Genomic DNA, 16,639 nt, shown 5'->3' on the forward strand with positions numbered 1-16,639 from the left:
ATTTAATTTTGCTATTGGCCTATATTCCAATAGTAAGCTTTTTACTAAAGAGGGGAAATATCAATATACCTTGGGGGACCCTACTTTTATCAATCGTACTATTTATAGTAGTTCCCCTTATCCTAAGTATGATTACTAGAAACTATGTGATAAAAAATAAGGGTGAAGATTACTTAAATAATGAATTTATCCCATCATTTGATAAGTATACTATGGTTGGATTATTACTAACTTTGATAATTATATTCTCATTCCAAGGGATGAAGATTATCGACCAACCTCTGAATATAGCTCTTATAGCAGTACCACTTATACTTCAAACCTTCCTTATATTTGCTATAACCTTTGGCATGGCATACCTTGCAAAATTGCCTTACTCTATAGCAGCTCCATGTGGGATGATAGGAGCATCTAACTTCTTCGAACTAGCTGTAGCTGTTGCTATCTCACTATTTGGCCTATCATCTGGCGCAACCCTTGCAACTGTGGTAGGAGTTTTGGTAGAAGTACCAGTAATGCTATTTTTAGTAAGAGTTGCAAACTCAATGGAGCATAAGTTTAAGAGATAAGTATATAAATGTTTTTTAAGTTTTTATAAGAATCAGTCTTAGTTATATTAGGACTGATTTTTATAATTGGCTATTATTTAGTTATTTACGTAGATAAGTTGAACTTTTATATCTATTTGTCTCCATGGACTGTAGATCTCTCAGTCGTTCCTCCTTCGACGGTAGTTTGCGGATTCAGAGGCAAGCCCGTCCGGCTCTAGGAGGACTTCATCTCGCAAAGCCTCGATTAAGGAATTTCATTAATTCGCTATACTCACTATGACAATTCCATTAGAGATGGCGGTAATTGTGTGAATTGCTATAATTCTAGGCTTAAAAGAATTATACTTTTACTATTTCTGGTGAGGTTTCTCCGCTTCGGTCGAAACAAGGGAATGGGGTAGGAAAGCAAGCTTTCCATCGATACCCTTATGTCGAGCGTAGTCGAGACATCTCATACCATATACTTTATTTTATTAAAGATTCCTCTTTCCGCCAGCTCGAAAAAAGCCCGTCCGGCTCTGAGAGGACTACGTGAGAGGTCTACAGGAATTTGGGACTTGTATGATTTGAGTTTTCGTTATTTAGTTTTTTACGTAGATAACTTAAACTTTTATATCCAAATGTCATCGTAGACTGTAGATCTCTCACATGCGTTCGAGATGGCGGGAATTGTATGAATTGCTATAATTCTAGGCTTAAAAGAATTATACTTTTACTATTTCTAGGGAGGCTTATCCACTCACTACGTTCGGTCGAAGCAAGGTTGCCCTCCTGTTGGGCCACTGTTTGTCTGAAAGACAAATAGTGTAGTGACTTTTGTTTCTTTGGAACAAAGGTCAAAAGAACGCCGAATGGCGTTCTAATTATTCTAGAGAAAACTTTGTTTTCTTACCCCTTATGTCGAGCGTAGTCGAGACATCTCTTCTCATATACTAAATTTTTATTAAAAATTCCTCTTTCCGCCAGCTCGAAAAAAGGCCGTCCGGCTCTGAGAGGACTACGTGAGAGGTCTACAGAACTTTGGGACGTGTTTAATCTTAGATTTTGTTAGTTATGTATTTTCGTAGATAACTTAAACTTTTTTATACACATGTCATCACCTACTGTAGATCTCTCAGTCGTTCCTCCTTCGAGATGGCGTAACATATGTTTGAGATTATCTAAAGGTATATACCTTGTTGTTTTAATATCGGTAAGTGTGGGAGGCTTCTACAGTCCTCTATTAGCCGGACGGGCTGTCCTCCACGAGCCGGACGGGCTTACTTCGAAGCAAGGTTGCCCTCCTGTTGGGCCACTGTTTGTCTGATAGACAAATAGTGTAGTGAATTTTGTTACTTAGGAACAAAAGTTAAAAGAATGCCGAATGGTATTCTAATAATTCTAGAGAAAACTTTGTTTTCTTTCACCTCCCTAATGTCGAGCGTAGTCGAGACATCTCTTTGGGATTTCGTAGATTTATTTATTAGCATTTTTTCTTTTGATTTTAAGTAAGAAGAGATAAGGATATTTTCTATAAAATTTTAGAATAATCCAAATTTTTCCCATCTCCTCTTATATTTATTTTAATTTTATGTTAGAATATAAGTGAGTGTAAACGTTAACTTGTAGATTAACTATAAACGTGATATGTTACATGTTATAACTTTAGGAGTTAGTATGAGTATTTTACTTAAAAATGCAAAGATTGTAGAAGAAGGAGAGTACGTCCTTCGTGATATTTATATAGATGATGAGAATATAAGTGAGATTAGTGACGAGATTAATCGAAGTGCCGATAGGGTGATTGATTGTAAGAAGCTTCTTACTTTGCCTGGTGGGGTGGATGTCCATACGCATTTGTCTCTGGATTTGGGCAAATTTGTTTCGATTGACGATTTCTATACAGGAACTAGAGCTGCAAGCTTCGGCGGGACTACGTCTATTGTAGATCATATAGCTTTTGGTCCGAGAGACTCTCTTGTCGGAGAGATGATTGACAAGTATCACAAGATGGCCGAGGGATCCGCTGTGATAGATTATTCCTTCCATGGGGCTATACAAAAGGTAAGTGATGCCATTCTTGATGAGATGGAAGAGCTTTTTGGTCAAGGGATTGTTTCTACTAAGATTTATACGACTTATGGAGGCAAGCTCGATGATTCTAAGATGCTTAAGGTTCTTAGAAAGGCCAAGGAGACTGGAACAGTAGTTTGTGTTCATTGTGAAAACGATGGCATGATTGCTGAGCTTAGGAAAGAGGCGGAAGAGGCTAGGAATCTAGCTCCTATTTTCCATGCGAGGACAAGACCAGCCGAGGCAGAAGCTGAAGCTATTAATAGGCTTATTTATTTGAGCGAACTTGCGGGTTTTCCTAAGCTTTATATAGTCCACACTTCTTCAAAGCTAGGTCTTGAAGAGATTAGAAATGCGAGAAAACGTGGGGTGAAGAACCTCTACTGTGAGACTTGCACCCAATATTTGACCTATACGGACGAAAAGTATGAACAAGGTGGCGCAAGCGAAGGAGTCAAGTACATTTGTGCTCCCCCTCTCAGGAAAGACGAGGACGTAGAAGCCTTGTGGGAGGGAGTAGCTGATGGGACTGTTGATGTAATAGCAACTGATCACTGTCCTTTCTACTATGAGAGTGAGAAGCTTCCTTACAAGGATGATTTCTTAAATGCTCCTGGAGGAATTCCAGGAATCGAGGAGAGGATGGAAGTTGTCCTTACAGAGGGAATCCAAAGGGGAATTGATCTAGGAAGACTAGTGGATCTATTATGCACTAATCCTAGTGAGATTTTCGGTCTTTCTTATAAGAAAGGAAGTATCGAAGTCGGTAAGGATGCGGACCTTGTTGTATTTGATGAGAAGACTTACACGATTAGCGAAGAAAATAGGCACTCTGCCTGTGATTATACGACCTATGAGGGCTTTGAGTCTGACTTAAAGACTAAGCTTGTAATAGCAAGGGGTCAAGTGATTTTGGAAGATGATAAGAACTACGGCGAGAAGGGCCGAGGGAAATTTATAGATAGGAAGTTTATTTAGGTGATTTATGACAAATATATTGGTAGGAGATAGGATTAAGGATACTGATCCTATAATTGTTAAGATAAATGGCAAAAAATACGAGACCTATGAGGATAAGACTCTTCTTAGGTTCTTGCGTGATGACTTACATATTACATCAGTAAAGGACGGTTGTTCCCAAGGTGCTTGCGGAACTTGTACTGTCCTTGTTGGAGATAGCAAGAAGCTTTCTTGTACCCAGAAGCTTTCTAAGCTTAAGGATGAGGAAATCCTTACCATAGAGGGACTTACAGAACTTGAGAAGAAGGCTTTCGTCCATGCCTTCTCTAAGGCAGGAGCAGTCCAATGCGGTTTTTGTACACCAGGGATGGTCATGAGCGGGGCTGCTATTATTAGAAATAATCCAAATCCTAGCAAGGATGAAATAAAGGCAGGTATCAAGCAAAATATATGTAGATGTACAGGTTATGTAAAAATCATCGAAGGAATCAAGCTTGCTTCTGAAATCATAAATGGCAATATTGAAATTACTAGTGACGAAAAGGATAGGGTCAAGGTTGGAGATGAATTTATAAGAATCGATGCCCACGACAAGGTCCTAGGCATAGGCGAATATGTCGATGATATGATCTTTGATGATATGAAAGTAGGATCTGCTATTAGGAGCAAGTTCCCAAGAGCCAAGGTCCTTAAGATTGATACGACTAAGGCGGAGACCCTTCCTGGAGTAATAGGAGTCCTAACTGCCAAAGATGTTCCAAACAACAAGGTCGGCCATATCTCCCAAGACTGGGATGTTTTCATTCGCGAGGGGGATATCACAAGATATGAGGGAGATGCAATTTGTCTTGTAGTAGCAGAAAATGACAAGGTTCTTGCTGAGGCAAAGAAGTTAGTTGAAATAGAATACGAAGAGCTAGAGCCAATTTCTTCTATCGAAGAAGCAGAAGATCCAGAAGCTCCTTTCATCCATCCTACAGGTAATATCTGCCAAGAAAGACACGTCAGCCGTGGTAATGCGGAAGAAGCCTTCAAGAAGTGTAAGTATATAGTAGAAGAGACCTACACGACTCCTTTTACCGAGCATGCCTTTCTCGAGCCAGAATGTGCAATTGCTGAGCCTTTGGGAGATGGGGTAAAGATCTATACCACTGACCAATCTGTCTATGATACTAGAAAAGAGACCCTTATAATGTTTGGCTGGGAAGATCAGCCAGAAAGAGTTGTGGTAGAAAATAAGCTAATAGGAGGAGGATTTGGTGGCAAGGAAGACGTATCTTGCCAGCACCTTGCAGCTCTTGCAGCTTACAAATTTAAGGAAAGAATCAAGATTAAGTTTAGCCGTGACGAATCCTTGAAATTCCATCCGAAAAGACACCCAATGGTTGGGACTTTCAAGCTAGGCTGTGACGAAGAGGGCAATTTCCTAGCTATGAAGGCTACGATCAAGATGGACACAGGAGCCTACGCATCCCTTTGTGGGCCAGTTCTTGAGCGAGCTTGTACCCACTCTGTAGGACCTTACCATTACGAGAATACAGAAATCGATGGCTATGGATATTATACGAACAATCCACCAGCAGGAGCCTTCAGAGGCTTTGGAGTTTGCCAATCGAACTTTGCCTTCGAGAGTAACATCAATCTCTTGGCAGAAAAGGTCGGGATTTCTCCTTGGGAAATAAGATACAAAAACGCCATTAGACCTGGCGAGGTCCTTCTTAATGGACAGATCGCAGACTCTTCTACTGCCCTTGTCGAAACTCTAGAGGCGGTTAAGGAAATATTTGAAGAAAACGAAGACAGAGCTGGTATTGCCTGCGCTATGAAAAATGCAGGTGTCGGTGTAGGTCTACCTGATAAGGGTAGGGCAAAGATTGTCGTAGAAGATGGAGTGGTGAGAGTATATTGTGCTGCAAGTGATTTGGGTCAAGGAGCGCAAACTGTCTTTAAGCAAATGGTCCTAGATATATTATGTCTACGTCCAGATCAAGTTGAGATAATCCATCCAAACTCAGCCAACTCACCAGATTCTGGTACATCATCAGGATCTCGTCAGACCTTGATCTCTGGTGAGGCCATAAAGAAAGTTTCTGAAAAGTTTAAGAAGGACTTAGACGAGGCTAATGATATAAATGAGCTTAATGGCAAGGAATACTTCCACGAATATTTCGATCCTACCGATCCACTGGGCTCAGAAAAGGAAAATCCAGTAAGCCACATAGCTTACGGTTTTTCTACAAATGTGGTAATATTAAATGATGACGGGACTATTAGAAAAGTCTTTGCCGCAACCGATGCCGGCAAGGTCATAAATCCTAAGGCAATCGAAGGCCAGCTTGAGGGAGGAATTGTAATGGGTCTAGGCTACGCCCTTACAGAAAACTTTAAGCTAGATAAATCCAAGGTCAAGGCCAAATACGGAACACTTGGGCTTTGGAGAGCGCCAATGATTCCTGAAATCGAAACTGTCTTTGTAAGTAAGCCTGACGATGAATTGTTAGATAGGGCCTTTGGTGCCAAGGGAGTAGGAGAGATAGCGACAATTCCAATTGCTCCAGCAGCTCAAGGAGCCTATTACAAGCTTGACGGAATCTTAAGACGTGATTTCCCAATGGCTGATACGGCTTATAGCAAACCGAGGAAGAAATTCGATGCTTAAAATAGAAGAAATATTTGATATACAAAAAAATGATATAATTTCAATAACAGGATCTGGGGGCAAGACGAGTCTTATGACTTATCTTGCCCTTAGCTTGTCCAAAAAGGGCAGGGTCCTTATGACGACTTCGACTAAAATCGCCCTTCCCAAAGATTCATCCTATCCGACCTATAATTCCTTTGATTCTTATGTGGATGATAAGTCAGAGAGGATAGTATGTTTGGGAGAGGAAGTTTCAGGAAAGGCGAAGCTAAAAAGTGTGGGATATGATAATCTTAAGGAAGTTCTTGATGATTTTGATTATGTCTTGATAGAAGCAGACGGTTGTAGGAATCTACCCCTTAAGTTTTGGTATGATTACGAGCCTGTAATTTATGATTTTACGACAAAAGTTATAGGGGTTTTGCCTATTAAGATCATAGGACGTGAGCTTAAGGAAGATTTTACTTATAATTATGAAGGCTTTTCAAAAAATATAGGGACTGGTATCATAGATTCTAAGATGATAAGAAGATTAATCGCTTATGATAAGGGCTTCTACAAGGGATTTGATGGAGGGAAATATCTATTCCTAAACCAGGTAGAAAGCGAGAAGGACTTTGCAAATGTCCGTAAGATCAGGGAGGATTTTGATTTTTCTGATATTAAATTGTCCTACGGATCGATCAAGGAGGGAAAGTTTTATGAAAATTAATGCTATATTAATGGCCTCAGGCCTATCTAAAAGGATGGGAGAGAACAAACTGATGCTAGAATTTAAGGGAAAGAAAATCTACGAGCATACTCTAGATCTCTTGGAGGAAGTAGGATTTGATGAGGTTATAGTCGCCTCCTCCTATGAGGAAATCCTAGAAGATGCAAGGTCTAGGGGCTTTGTGGCTATTTGTAATACCGACAATGAGATCGGCAAATCTTCATCAATCAAGCTTGGTGTAAGGGAGACCGATGAAGACACTAATATGATGTTTTTTGTGGCAGACCAGCCCCTTCTTAGGAAAGAAACTTGCGAGAAACTAATCGAATCCTTTAAGGAAAATAATCTTATGACCTATCCTGTCGTAGGGATGAGAAGGGGAGCGCCAGTAATCTTTCCTGCTAGCTACAGGGATAAGCTTTTAAGTCTTGAAGATGACCAAGGAGGAATGATCTTTGCCAAAGACGGAAAGACTAACAAGGTCCCAATAGAAAACGAAGACGAGCTATTGGATATTGATACCATTGAAGCCTACGAGAATTTAAGGAGTGATCATGAATAAGAATCTCGTAATAGTAAGAGGCGGAGGAGATGTCGCAACAGGGACTATTCAGAAGCTTAAGAGAGTAGGATTTGACGTATTGGTCCTAGAAATCGAAAGACCAACCTGTATCAGAAGAAATGTCGCAGTAGCTCAAGCGATCTTTGAGGGAGAAATCCAAATCGAAGATATAGAAGCAATTTACTGCAAAGATAGGTCTCAAATAGAAAAAGCCTTTGCAGAAGATAAGATTGCTGTAACAATTGATCCTAAGGGAAAATTCATAGAAGAGATGGAGCCTATCTGTGTTATAGATGGGATTCTTGCCAAGAAAAACCTCGGGACTAAGAAGGACATGGCTCCTATAACCATAGGACTTGGACCTGGTTTTATCGCAGGTGAAGACGTGGATTTAGTAATAGAAACCAACAGGGGCCACGATTTGGGCAGACTAATATTTGAGGGACCTGCCGCCCCAAACACCGGTAATCCTGGTAATATCAATGGCTTTACGACAGAAAGAATCCTAAGATCTACAGGAGATGGTAAGCTCCATATCCTAAAAGATTTAGGCTCAGTTGTAAAAGAGGGCGAGCCTGTTGCCCTAGTAGATGGTAAGGAAATCTACGCAGGACTTGACGGAATGGTTCGTGGTATGATCAATGAAGGAAGCCAAGTGACTAAGGGGATGAAGGTCGGAGATGTCGACCCAAGAGTGATTCCTCGTAATGTGGGGACGATTTCTGATAAGGCTAGGCTAATCGGTGGAGGGAGTCTTGAGGGACTTCTCATAATGAAAAGAAGGAAGGGTCTATGAAGGCAGATATTTTAGAGAAAATTTATGAAGAAAACAAAAAGGGAAGGGATGCAGCCCTGGTATTTTTGATAGAAAACAAGGGCTCTACTCCTGGAGAAGATAACTCCCTAATGGCTGTTACATCAGATGGAAAGTCCTTTGGTACAGTTGGCGGAGGCAAAATTGAGGCTGATATCATAAGAAGATGTATGGAAGGCTTTCCTAAGGGAGAATCCTTCGAGTTTGACTACAATCTATCCCAAAACGGGGAGCTTAAGATGAGCTGCGGGGGAAATTCTAGAGGATTTGTAAAATACTTCAAGGCAGCTAATCGCCTTGTAATCTTTGGCGCAGGTCACATTTCCCAAAAGCTTGCAAGGATAGGGGCAAAGACCAACTTCGAAGTTACGGTAATAGATGATAGAGGCGAGTTTAGGGAAAGTCACGACTTTAGTGAAATCAAGGAATATATAGAAGCTCCAGTCGAGGAAGCAGTAGGTAAAATCGACTTTGATAATGATAAAACCTATATAGTCCTTTGTAACAGAGGTCACGCCTACGATTCCCAGACCCTTAGGAAAATAATAGATAAAGATTTCCACTATCTAGGTATGATTGCCTCAAAGGCCAAGGTCGTAAGAGTCTTTAAGGAACTTGAAGAAGAAGGCTACAAGAGAGAAGATTTAGAGAAAATCTACACTCCTATAGGTCTTGATGTGGACAATGGCTCCGTAGAAGAGATTGCAATTTCAATCATGGCAGAGATTCTAATGATTAAAAATAAAAAGACTGGTGAAATCCAGAAACTCCATTAAAATGCTAAAGATAATAATGCTAATAGCCTTCCTTATAGGAAGTTTTTATAATTTTAGTTTGGGATATTCGAATGAAATTAGAATTAAAATCAAGGCAACTTTTCTAATAATTATAGGAGCCTATTCTCTTTTTATCCTTATAATGGCTGGGAAAAAGGATGGAAGTTTATTTGGATTCATCCTAGCCCTATCGACAATCATTTTTCTCCTAAGTAATATCCTAAGCCGAGGAGTAAGAAAAGATGGCTTTGTCGTAATGAATGGAGCCAGTCCCCTTCTGCTTCTTATTAAGATAAGGGATGTCAAGGATATAAGCTTAGAGGAAAAGAAATCAGAAATTAAGCTTACTATCAAGGCAAAGGGAAGTTATTTTGTCGAATATTTTAATAAGAAAGACATAAAAAAACTAGAAGAATTTATTGCGGGCTTACAGAAGAAGTAAGTCTAAAAAGCTAAGTGAATAATAATTTCGCTTTTGGTTATAAATAGACTAGGAGGATATATGAAATTTTTACACACGATGATTAGAGTTAAGGACCTTGACAAGTCCTATAAGTTTTATACAGAAGAGTTGGGTTTTGTTGAAAGCAGAAGAAAGGAATTTCCAGACAAGAAATTCGACCTTGTTTACCTAAAGCTTCCTGCTTCACCTGATTATGAATTGGAACTAACTTACAATTACGACCAAGAAGAAGCTTATGATTTAGGAAATGGCTACGGCCATATAGCAATCTCTAACCCAGATATCAAGTCTTTTAGAAAAGAGCTAAGCGATAAGGGCTATGAGGTTACAGAACTTAGAGGCCTAAGCGACAATTCAGATAAGTACTTTTTCGTAACAGATCCAGATGGATACAAGATTGAAATTATCGAGAAAAAATAAATATTAAAACTTGCAAGTAAAAGGGGCTAGCGGATTAAATCGGCTGGCCCTATTTGTATATTTGGGAAATTTCTCTTAGGGCAAGGATTGCCCTATCGACTTCCTCATTTGTGTTGAAGTAAGAAAAGGAAAATCTCACTATGCCCTGTCTTTCTGTAGCAAAATGCCTATGGATTAGGGGAGAGCAATGGGAACCGGGTCTTGTTTGAATATCGTAGTCCTCATCTAGAATGAGGGAGATTTCATCTGAGGGGATATTTCCAATATTAAAGGAAACTAGGCCTGTTTTAAGCTCGTCTGGGTCCTTGGAGTAGAACTTAAGCCCAGGTATTTCTTCGATCCCTCGGTAAAATCTTTTCGCAAGGTTACTTACTTTTTTATTTATCTTATCAATGCCCTCATCTAGGATAAAGTCGGCTCCTGCCTTTAGGGCGATTTGACCCAAGAAGTTGGCCGTTCCTGCTTCAAATATTTGGGGAAAGGAAGGGGGCATGGTCTCCCTGAAAGAATCTATCCCGCTACCTCCGGCAAATACTTGATTGAAGAGAAAGTTGCCGTTTTTAATTAGTCCGCCTGTCCCACTTGGCCCGTAAAGGGACTTGTGTCCTGTAAATGCGAAGAGGCAATTTCTGTATTTTCCCATATCGATATCTATAAGGCCCAGGCTTTGGGCGCAATCTACTAGCATTATTAGCTCGTTTTCTCTGGCAAAATCATAGACCCTATCTAGGTCCTTGACATCTCCTAAAAGATTTGAGGCGGAATTTATTATTAGATATTTGGTATTTTTTCTTAAAAGTTTGGGGAGATCTTGGTAATTAAGTTTGTAATTCTTATCGAAGTCCACGAAGGAAATATCAGCGCCCGTTTGATAGAGGGGGCGGAGGATAGAGTTATGTTCTGTAGTCGAGGTGATGATGTGGTCATCTCTTTTTACCAAAGACTTGATGGCAAAGTTTAGGGCGAAGGTGGCGTTTGCTGTAAGGAGGATATCTGAGGGATTTTCTATATGGCAAATCCTAGCCAGAGACTTTTTCGTATCAAAAATCGCCATCATAGAGTTTTGACTAAGCATGTGGCCTGACCTTGATGGATTGCCGTAATTTCCAGAAGAGATTACATAAGAAAGCCTATCTATCACAGCCTTGGGCTTGTGGATAGTCGTAGCAGCGTTATCAAAATACATATCTGGATATTATCCTCCTCCCATTTTTATCTCGCTCCATAAGGAAAATCCCATTATAATCACTTTCCTCTAGGATGGCTAGGGCCTTAGTCAAATCTTTTTCTCTTATCCTTAAAGCATAGCCACAGCCAGCATCAATTTCTGGAGGCAAGGGGATTAGCCTTGCCTTATCGAAATTCTTTAGCTTATCGAGGGCAGCTGCCGGGTCTTCGAACTTCTCGAAGGAGAAAAGGACGAAATTTTCTCCTAGCATGGACTAACTGTGTGGTAGCTTCTTAGGATTTCGACAATCTTATACATATTTGTAATCTCTCCTACTGCAAGTTTTTCCTTAAGTTTGTAATTTCCCAGGCAAAGGCCACAAGATAAGATCTCTACGCCTTTTTCTTCAAGGACCTTGAGGTCTTCTATGGTCTTTTCATTTGCTGCTGTAAGGAAGACTCCTCTATTGTAGAAAATCACCTTTTCTGGAAGCTTATCTTGTTCTGTAAGAGCATAGATGAAACCTTCAAGTAGGCTTTTTGAGAAGTCCTCATCGCCCTTACCCATCCTATCGTCAGAGATTACTACAACATAGGAAGATGTATCGATTTTATTTCCTTCTTCTGATACTTCTTCTTTGCTTTGAGCGTTTTTCTTAAGACTTACTTTGTAGACTCCGTCTTCGATTTTCTCAGAAGATGATTCTATTTTAAGTTCCTTGGCCATCTTGGCGAGATTTTGAGTTGCTACTTCGTTATCTACTAGGATTTCGAAGTCTACTTCTTCTGGGTTTTCCTTGATTAACTTCTTTGTTTCGATTACTGGTATTGGGCAAACTTTTCCTAAACAATCAATTTTTTTCATAATAGCTCCTTTATTTTACGATTATCTTGTAAGATCTTTTCCTTTTAACCTGACCTATTTGATAGATTTCCAAATTATTTTCCCTAAAGTCTGTGATTATCTTATCTGCTTCCTCTGGACTTACCGAAATACACAAGCCGCCTGATGTTTGTGGGTCAAAGAGGACTTCCTCCATAGCGAAATCATCTATCATAAATTCTACATCGCCTTCGAGATAGTTTCTGTTATTTTGTCCACCAGAAGTATAGAGAAACTCAGCGGTAAGCTTTTTAGCAGGGGATAGGACTGGGACCTTGGCGCTTTCAAGGATTATAGTAAAATCATCTCCTGCCATTTCTGAAAGATGGCCCAAAAGGCCGAAGCCTGTGATATCCGTCGCTGCATGAATTTGATATTTGGTGAAGATATCCCTGGCGTATTTATTGAGAGTTGCCATCTGCCTTGTACAAGCTTTAAAGTCCTCTTCGCTAACTAGTCCCTGGGCGTAGTTGGCAGTAACAAGCCCTGTTCCGATTTTTTTCGTAAGCAATATTACATCGCCATCTTCTGGCGTGTTATTTTCCCAAATTTCTTTCTTTTTGACCTTGCCAGTAACAGAAAGGCCGTACTTTATGGTCTTATCATGGATCGAATGCCCACCAGTAAGGCTTGCCCTGGCCTCACTTACCTTATCATTACCTCCACGGAGGATTTCTTTGAGGATAGCAAAGTCCTCTTCTAGGGGAAATGTCACGATATTAAGGGCAGAGATGACCTCTCCTCCCATAGCGTAGACATCGCTTAGGGCGTTGGCGGCAGCGATTTGACCGAAAAGATAAGGATCTTCTACCATAGTAGGGAAGAAATCTAGGGTCTGGATCACGCAAGTTTCGCCATCGATGTCGATAATTGAAGCATCGTCCTTCTTGTCAAATCCTACTAGGACATCGTGCCTTCTGTAGGGGATAATATCCTTTAATAATTTATCCAAATTACCTGCGGCAATCTTGGCATTGCAACCGCCGCATACTTCTAAGTTCTTCATAGGACCTCCTTCTAATATTCTACCGAATATTTTTCAAAAATACATCAAGAAAGGTTTTCGTAAATTTTAGTATACCTTCACAGATTAATTAAAAAGACCTAGAGTTATTGCTAAAGAAGTTACTTAATACTATCCCTTCTCCAAATCATTAAGAGGCTTAGAAGTATGAAAAAGTTTTGACAAGGAAAGTAATATATTAGATAATAGGGGCGAGGTCGATATATTTTTAAAAGAGGTTCGCTATGATTTATTTAGACAATGCTGCAACGACTTTGGTCAAGCCTGACCTGGTCAAGGAAAGATTGATAGAAAATTTTGATAAGATAGGAAATCCTTCGAGAGGCTTCAATGAAATCTCCCTAGATACAGGAAGGATGGTCCTTGCTACTAGAATCAAGCTTGCGAGGCTTTTTAATACCAAAGATCCAAGAAGACTTGCATTTTGCACAAATGCCACGGAGGCTTTAAACATCGCTATTTCTTCATTTATAGGAAGAGACGATCATGTAATAACGTCTCTTATCGAGCACAATTCCGTCCTCCGTCCTCTCTATCTTAAGGAAAAGGAAGGAGCTGAGCTTTCCTTTGTAGGGCTTAAGGATGAAAAGGAAGGGATACTCGATTATGAAATGATGGAAGGGCTTGTAAGAGAAAACACTAAGGCTTTGGTTATAAGCCATGCTTCAAATGTTACGGGAAATATTACCGATCTTTCGAAAGTTTCTGACTTTTGCAAAAAGCATAGGCTCTTACTTATAGTAGATGCTGCCCAAAGTGCTGGACTTATCGATATAGATGTCGAAAAATACGGGATAGACGTCCTTTGCTTTACAGGTCACAAGGCCCTATATGGCCTAACGGGTACTGGTGGAATTTACATAAGAGATGGGCTAAATCCGCATGCCCTAAAGGTCGGAGGAAGTGGGATCAATTCATTTGACAAAGACCATCCTTATACCATGCCAGAAGCCCTAGAGGCAGGGACTATCAATGCTTACGGTATTCTTTCCTTAAATGCAAGCCTTGATTTTATAAATCAAATTGGCCTAGCTAATATTAGAAAAAAGGAAAAAGACCTACTTATATATTTTGAGGACAGGCTAAGGCAAATACCTACTCTTACAATTTATGGATCCAAGGATTTAGATAAGAGGGTTGGAATACTTGCGATTAATTCCACCAAAGTCCCCTCTAATAACCTAGCCCAAATCCTTGCCGAAAAATACGACATAGCCACCAGGGCTGGAGCCCATTGCGCCCCTCTTTGCCACAGAGCTTTAAGGACAGAAGAAGATGGACTCGTACGCTTCTCCCTCTCCTACTTCACAAAAAAGGAAGAGATCGATAAAACAATATATGCCCTAAAGGAAATACTAGGAGATAATTATGATAGTAATAACATTTGATACGACTACAGATGCCATGATGATGGAGGCATTCGCTAAGGAAAATAAACTTGCTGGAAAGATTATCCCCCTACCAAATGAAATATCCGCAGGCTGTGGCCTTGCCTTTAAGCTAGAGGGGAAAGATTTAGAAAAAATTACAAAGACACTAGAGGAAAACTCAATATCCTATGAGAAAATCCATAAGCTTGGAGTAGACAAATGAACTATGTAGGAATCGATATAGGATCAACTGCAAGCAAGGTATCTGTAATTGGAGATAGGAAGATAAACTTCGTAACTCCTACTGGCTGGTCGTCTAAGGAAGTCGCAAATGATATCAAAAACAAGCTCCTCGAAAAAGGAGTCGACGTAGATAGCGATAATACCAGGGTCACAGCGACAGGTTACGGTAGAATAAGCGTCGATTTCGCTGACTTTGTCATAACAGAAATCACCTGCCACGCACGAGGAGCGAGGGCCCTATCTGGCCTTGATGATCTTTCAGTCATAGATGTAGGAGGTCAGGATACCAAGGCTATCCTTATAGAAGATAAACTAGTATCTGAATTTCAAATGAATGATAAGTGCTCAGCGGGCACGGGAAAATTTATCGAAGTCATGGCCAACAAGCTCGGACTAACGATTACTGAACTCTTTGACCTAGCCAAGAAAGGAGAGGCCATCTCCATATCGTCAATGTGTACGGTCTTTGCAGAAACAGAGATCACCTCCTATGTGGGAGAAGGAAGAAAGAAAGAGGATATAGCGGCAGGAATCGTAAACTCAGTCGCTCAGAAAGTAAGCCAGATGTATAACAAAATAGGAGATAGTGAGAAAGTAATCCTTACGGGTGGTTTAAGCAATGTATCTTACTTTGCCGAAATCTTATCCGAAACAATAGGATGCCAAGTTATAAATCTAAAGAACGGACAATTTGCAGGCTCAATCGGAGGAGCCTATCTATCTAAGGAGAAGAAAAAAAGATGACAGACCTAATTAAAGACTTACCAGAAATATTTGAAGAGTTCGCCGACGCAAGAAAAAATGCCTTCCTAGGTGTGAAGGACCTAAAGGATAAAAATATTCCCCTAGTAGGAGCCTATTGTACATATTTTCCTGAAGAAGTAGCCTGGGCTGCGGGAGCAAGCACGGTTGGTCTATGCTCAACAAGTGATGAAACCATGGCAGAAGCAGAAAAGGACCTCCCGGCCAATCTCTGCCCACTTATCAAGTCATCCTACGGCTTTGCCAAAACCGACAAATGCCCATTTTTCTATTTTTCAGATGTCATAGTAGGAGAGACAACCTGTGATGGGAAGAAGAAAATGTACGAATTGATGGATGAAATAAAGCCTGTTTACATGATGAACCTACCAAATAGGCAAGACGAAAAGGCCAAAAGATACTGGGCGGAGGAAGTTTATGAATTCAAGGAATACATGGAAGAAAAATTTGAAACAGAAATTACAGAAGAGAAGTTAAGAAAAGCAGTAAAGCTTGGAAATGACATAAGAGATGCCCAAAAAAACATAGCCAAAACTATGAAACTTGACCCAACTCCAATGTCAGGACTCGACCTCTTTCATGTAACTTATGGTAGCCAATTTAATATGGACAAGGAAAAGATACCAGGAGAGATCAACGCCCTTGCCAAAAGAATAATCGACGAATACGATCCTGATTCGAGAGAGAAAAAGCCAAGGATAGTAGTAACAGGCTGCCCGATGGGAGGGGCTACAGAAAAGGTAATCAAGGCTATAGAAGATAACGGAGGCGTTATAGTAAGTTTTGAAAACTGTTCGGGGGAGAAAAACTTCGATAGAAATGTAGATCTCGATCAAGAGGACATAGTAAAGGCCCTAGCCGATAGATATATAGACATAGGTTGCTCTGTAATGAGTCCAGATACCAATAGATTTGAGCTTTTAGGAAGACTAATAGACGAATACCAGGCAGACGGAGTAGTAGAAATGGATCTTGTAGCCTGCCATACCTACAATGTAGAAAGAGAAAAAATCAAAAGATTCGTCCAAGAAGAGAAAAAAATCCCATACACCTACTTAGAAACCGACTTCGGCCAAGCAGACATAGGCCAACTAAACACAAGAATGGCCGCCTTTATTGAGATGCTTTAGGCTTATGGTTAGGATTTGCTTATTTATCTTGTAGGAGTCAGCCTGCTGAAGGTTTAGAAAAAACTTGCGGATGTTTATTAATCCGATTCTTCTTGAACTTCTATAAAGA

Annotated in this window: 17 protein-coding genes; 13 read left to right on the forward strand and 4 right to left on the reverse strand. The window is 40.2% G+C overall.

From position 1 onward, the window contains the following. The 9 genes from RCH56_RS00695 to RCH56_RS00735 form a co-directional block, all read left to right on the forward strand. Window positions 1-569 (forward strand): arsenic resistance protein (locus tag RCH56_RS00695; RefSeq protein ID WP_373690230.1); only part of this gene is annotated, 569 nt, incomplete at its 5' end. 1,638 nt (window positions 570-2,207) lie between these two features. Further along, the gene (gene hydA / locus RCH56_RS00700) at window positions 2,208-3,581 is read left to right on the forward strand and encodes a dihydropyrimidinase (protein ID WP_306483069.1); all 1,374 of its coding nucleotides are present in this window, start codon (window positions 2,208-2,210) and stop codon (window positions 3,579-3,581) included. 7 nt (window positions 3,582-3,588) lie between these two features. Continuing rightward, complete coding sequence (xdh, locus tag RCH56_RS00705; RefSeq protein WP_306483070.1) at window positions 3,589-6,222, forward strand: selenium-dependent xanthine dehydrogenase; 2,634 nt, start codon at window positions 3,589-3,591, stop codon at window positions 6,220-6,222. After that, window positions 6,215-6,916, forward strand: a complete 702-nt coding sequence (gene yqeC, locus RCH56_RS00710) for a selenium cofactor biosynthesis protein YqeC (RefSeq protein WP_306483072.1) — start codon at window positions 6,215-6,217, stop codon at window positions 6,914-6,916. Before xdh ends, yqeC begins: the two co-directional genes overlap by 8 nt. After that, entirely contained in the window at window positions 6,906-7,478 is a 573-nt protein-coding gene (locus tag RCH56_RS00715) for a nucleotidyltransferase family protein (protein ID WP_306483073.1), read from the forward strand. The genes yqeC and RCH56_RS00715 overlap by 11 nt, the downstream gene beginning before the upstream one ends. Then, window positions 7,471-8,274 carry a selenium-dependent molybdenum cofactor biosynthesis protein YqeB gene (gene yqeB / locus RCH56_RS00720; RefSeq protein ID WP_306483074.1) on the forward strand — a complete coding sequence of 268 codons (804 nt, stop codon included), beginning with the start codon at window positions 7,471-7,473 and terminating at the stop codon, window positions 8,272-8,274. Before RCH56_RS00715 ends, yqeB begins: the two co-directional genes overlap by 8 nt. Next, window positions 8,271-9,068 carry an XdhC family protein gene (locus tag RCH56_RS00725; RefSeq protein WP_306483075.1) on the forward strand — a complete coding sequence of 266 codons (798 nt, stop codon included), beginning with the start codon at window positions 8,271-8,273 and terminating at the stop codon, window positions 9,066-9,068. Before yqeB ends, RCH56_RS00725 begins: the two co-directional genes overlap by 4 nt. Window position 9,069: 1 nt before the next feature. Further along, the gene (locus tag RCH56_RS00730) at window positions 9,070-9,510 is read left to right on the forward strand and encodes a hypothetical protein (RefSeq protein WP_306483076.1); all 441 of its coding nucleotides are present in this window, start codon (window positions 9,070-9,072) and stop codon (window positions 9,508-9,510) included. Window positions 9,511-9,570: 60 nt separating this feature from the next. Beyond that, window positions 9,571-9,951, forward strand: a complete 381-nt coding sequence (locus RCH56_RS00735; RefSeq protein WP_105301740.1) for a VOC family protein — start codon at window positions 9,571-9,573, stop codon at window positions 9,949-9,951. 49 nt (window positions 9,952-10,000) lie between these two features. Here RCH56_RS00735 and RCH56_RS00740 read toward each other — a convergent pair whose 3' ends face one another. Genes RCH56_RS00740 through selD form a run of 4 tightly spaced genes read right to left on the reverse strand, consistent with a single transcriptional unit; the run spans window position 10,001 to window position 13,007 of the window. Further along, window positions 10,001-11,137, reverse strand: a complete 1,137-nt coding sequence (locus tag RCH56_RS00740; RefSeq protein ID WP_306483077.1) for an aminotransferase class V-fold PLP-dependent enzyme — start codon at window positions 11,135-11,137, stop codon at window positions 10,001-10,003. Next, a complete protein-coding gene (locus RCH56_RS00745) occupies window positions 11,127-11,390 on the reverse strand; it encodes a DUF3343 domain-containing protein (RefSeq protein WP_306483078.1) in 264 nt (87 codons plus the stop codon). The genes RCH56_RS00740 and RCH56_RS00745 overlap by 11 nt, the downstream gene beginning before the upstream one ends. Beyond that, window positions 11,384-11,983 carry a sulfurtransferase-like selenium metabolism protein YedF gene (yedF, locus tag RCH56_RS00750; protein ID WP_306483080.1) on the reverse strand — a complete coding sequence of 200 codons (600 nt, stop codon included), beginning with the start codon at window positions 11,981-11,983 and terminating at the stop codon, window positions 11,384-11,386. The genes RCH56_RS00745 and yedF overlap by 7 nt, the downstream gene beginning before the upstream one ends. Window positions 11,984-11,993: 10 nt before the next feature. Beyond that, window positions 11,994-13,007, reverse strand: coding sequence for a selenide, water dikinase SelD (gene selD, locus RCH56_RS00755; protein ID WP_306483081.1), 1,014 nt, complete (start codon window positions 13,005-13,007; stop codon window positions 11,994-11,996). 242 nt (window positions 13,008-13,249) lie between these two features. Here selD and RCH56_RS00760 point away from each other — a divergent pair, with 242 nt between their 5' ends. Genes RCH56_RS00760 through RCH56_RS00775 form a run of 4 tightly spaced genes read left to right on the forward strand, consistent with a single transcriptional unit; the run spans window position 13,250 to window position 16,530 of the window. After that, complete coding sequence (locus RCH56_RS00760) at window positions 13,250-14,413, forward strand: aminotransferase class V-fold PLP-dependent enzyme (protein ID WP_306483082.1); 1,164 nt, start codon at window positions 13,250-13,252, stop codon at window positions 14,411-14,413. Next, window positions 14,394-14,618: a DUF3343 domain-containing protein gene (locus RCH56_RS00765; RefSeq protein ID WP_306483083.1), complete on the forward strand. Its 225-nt coding sequence runs from the start codon at window positions 14,394-14,396 to the stop codon at window positions 14,616-14,618. Before RCH56_RS00760 ends, RCH56_RS00765 begins: the two co-directional genes overlap by 20 nt. Then, the gene (locus RCH56_RS00770; protein WP_306483084.1) at window positions 14,615-15,382 is read left to right on the forward strand and encodes an acyl-CoA dehydratase activase; all 768 of its coding nucleotides are present in this window, start codon (window positions 14,615-14,617) and stop codon (window positions 15,380-15,382) included. Before RCH56_RS00765 ends, RCH56_RS00770 begins: the two co-directional genes overlap by 4 nt. Continuing rightward, the gene (locus tag RCH56_RS00775; RefSeq protein WP_306483085.1) at window positions 15,379-16,530 is read left to right on the forward strand and encodes a double-cubane-cluster-containing anaerobic reductase; all 1,152 of its coding nucleotides are present in this window, start codon (window positions 15,379-15,381) and stop codon (window positions 16,528-16,530) included. Before RCH56_RS00770 ends, RCH56_RS00775 begins: the two co-directional genes overlap by 4 nt. Window positions 16,531-16,639 lie beyond the last annotated feature (109 nt).

This window comes from Anaerococcus sp., from assembly GCF_030825785.1.
Lineage (GTDB): Bacteria > Bacillota > Clostridia > Tissierellales > Peptoniphilaceae > Anaerococcus.

What these genes read in the sequence shown, in the direction of transcription:
- yedF (WP_306483080.1), bottom strand. Translation starts at nt 11,983, where the DNA reads ATGAAAAAAATTGATTGTTTAGGAAAAGTTTGCCCAATACCAGTAATC.
- RCH56_RS00715 (WP_306483073.1), top strand. Translation starts at nt 6,906, where the DNA reads ATGAAAATTAATGCTATATTAATGGCCTCAGGCCTATCTAAAAGGATG.
- selD (WP_306483081.1), bottom strand. Translation starts at nt 13,007, where the DNA reads ATGAAGAACTTAGAAGTATGCGGCGGTTGCAATGCCAAGATTGCCGCA.
- hydA (WP_306483069.1), top strand. Translation starts at nt 2,208, where the DNA reads ATGAGTATTTTACTTAAAAATGCAAAGATTGTAGAAGAAGGAGAGTAC.
- RCH56_RS00765 (WP_306483083.1), top strand. Translation starts at nt 14,394, where the DNA reads ATGATAGTAATAACATTTGATACGACTACAGATGCCATGATGATGGAG.
- RCH56_RS00740 (WP_306483077.1), bottom strand. Translation starts at nt 11,137, where the DNA reads ATGTATTTTGATAACGCTGCTACGACTATCCACAAGCCCAAGGCTGTG.
- xdh (WP_306483070.1), top strand. Translation starts at nt 3,589, where the DNA reads ATGACAAATATATTGGTAGGAGATAGGATTAAGGATACTGATCCTATA.
- RCH56_RS00730 (WP_306483076.1), top strand. Translation starts at nt 9,070, where the DNA reads ATGCTAAAGATAATAATGCTAATAGCCTTCCTTATAGGAAGTTTTTAT.
- RCH56_RS00735 (WP_105301740.1), top strand. Translation starts at nt 9,571, where the DNA reads ATGAAATTTTTACACACGATGATTAGAGTTAAGGACCTTGACAAGTCC.
- RCH56_RS00725 (WP_306483075.1), top strand. Translation starts at nt 8,271, where the DNA reads ATGAAGGCAGATATTTTAGAGAAAATTTATGAAGAAAACAAAAAGGGA.
- RCH56_RS00745 (WP_306483078.1), bottom strand. Translation starts at nt 11,390, where the DNA reads ATGCTAGGAGAAAATTTCGTCCTTTTCTCCTTCGAGAAGTTCGAAGAC.
- yqeB (WP_306483074.1), top strand. Translation starts at nt 7,471, where the DNA reads ATGAATAAGAATCTCGTAATAGTAAGAGGCGGAGGAGATGTCGCAACA.
- RCH56_RS00760 (WP_306483082.1), top strand. Translation starts at nt 13,250, where the DNA reads ATGATTTATTTAGACAATGCTGCAACGACTTTGGTCAAGCCTGACCTG.
- RCH56_RS00770 (WP_306483084.1), top strand. Translation starts at nt 14,615, where the DNA reads ATGAACTATGTAGGAATCGATATAGGATCAACTGCAAGCAAGGTATCT.
- yqeC (WP_306483072.1), top strand. Translation starts at nt 6,215, where the DNA reads ATGCTTAAAATAGAAGAAATATTTGATATACAAAAAAATGATATAATT.
- RCH56_RS00775 (WP_306483085.1), top strand. Translation starts at nt 15,379, where the DNA reads ATGACAGACCTAATTAAAGACTTACCAGAAATATTTGAAGAGTTCGCC.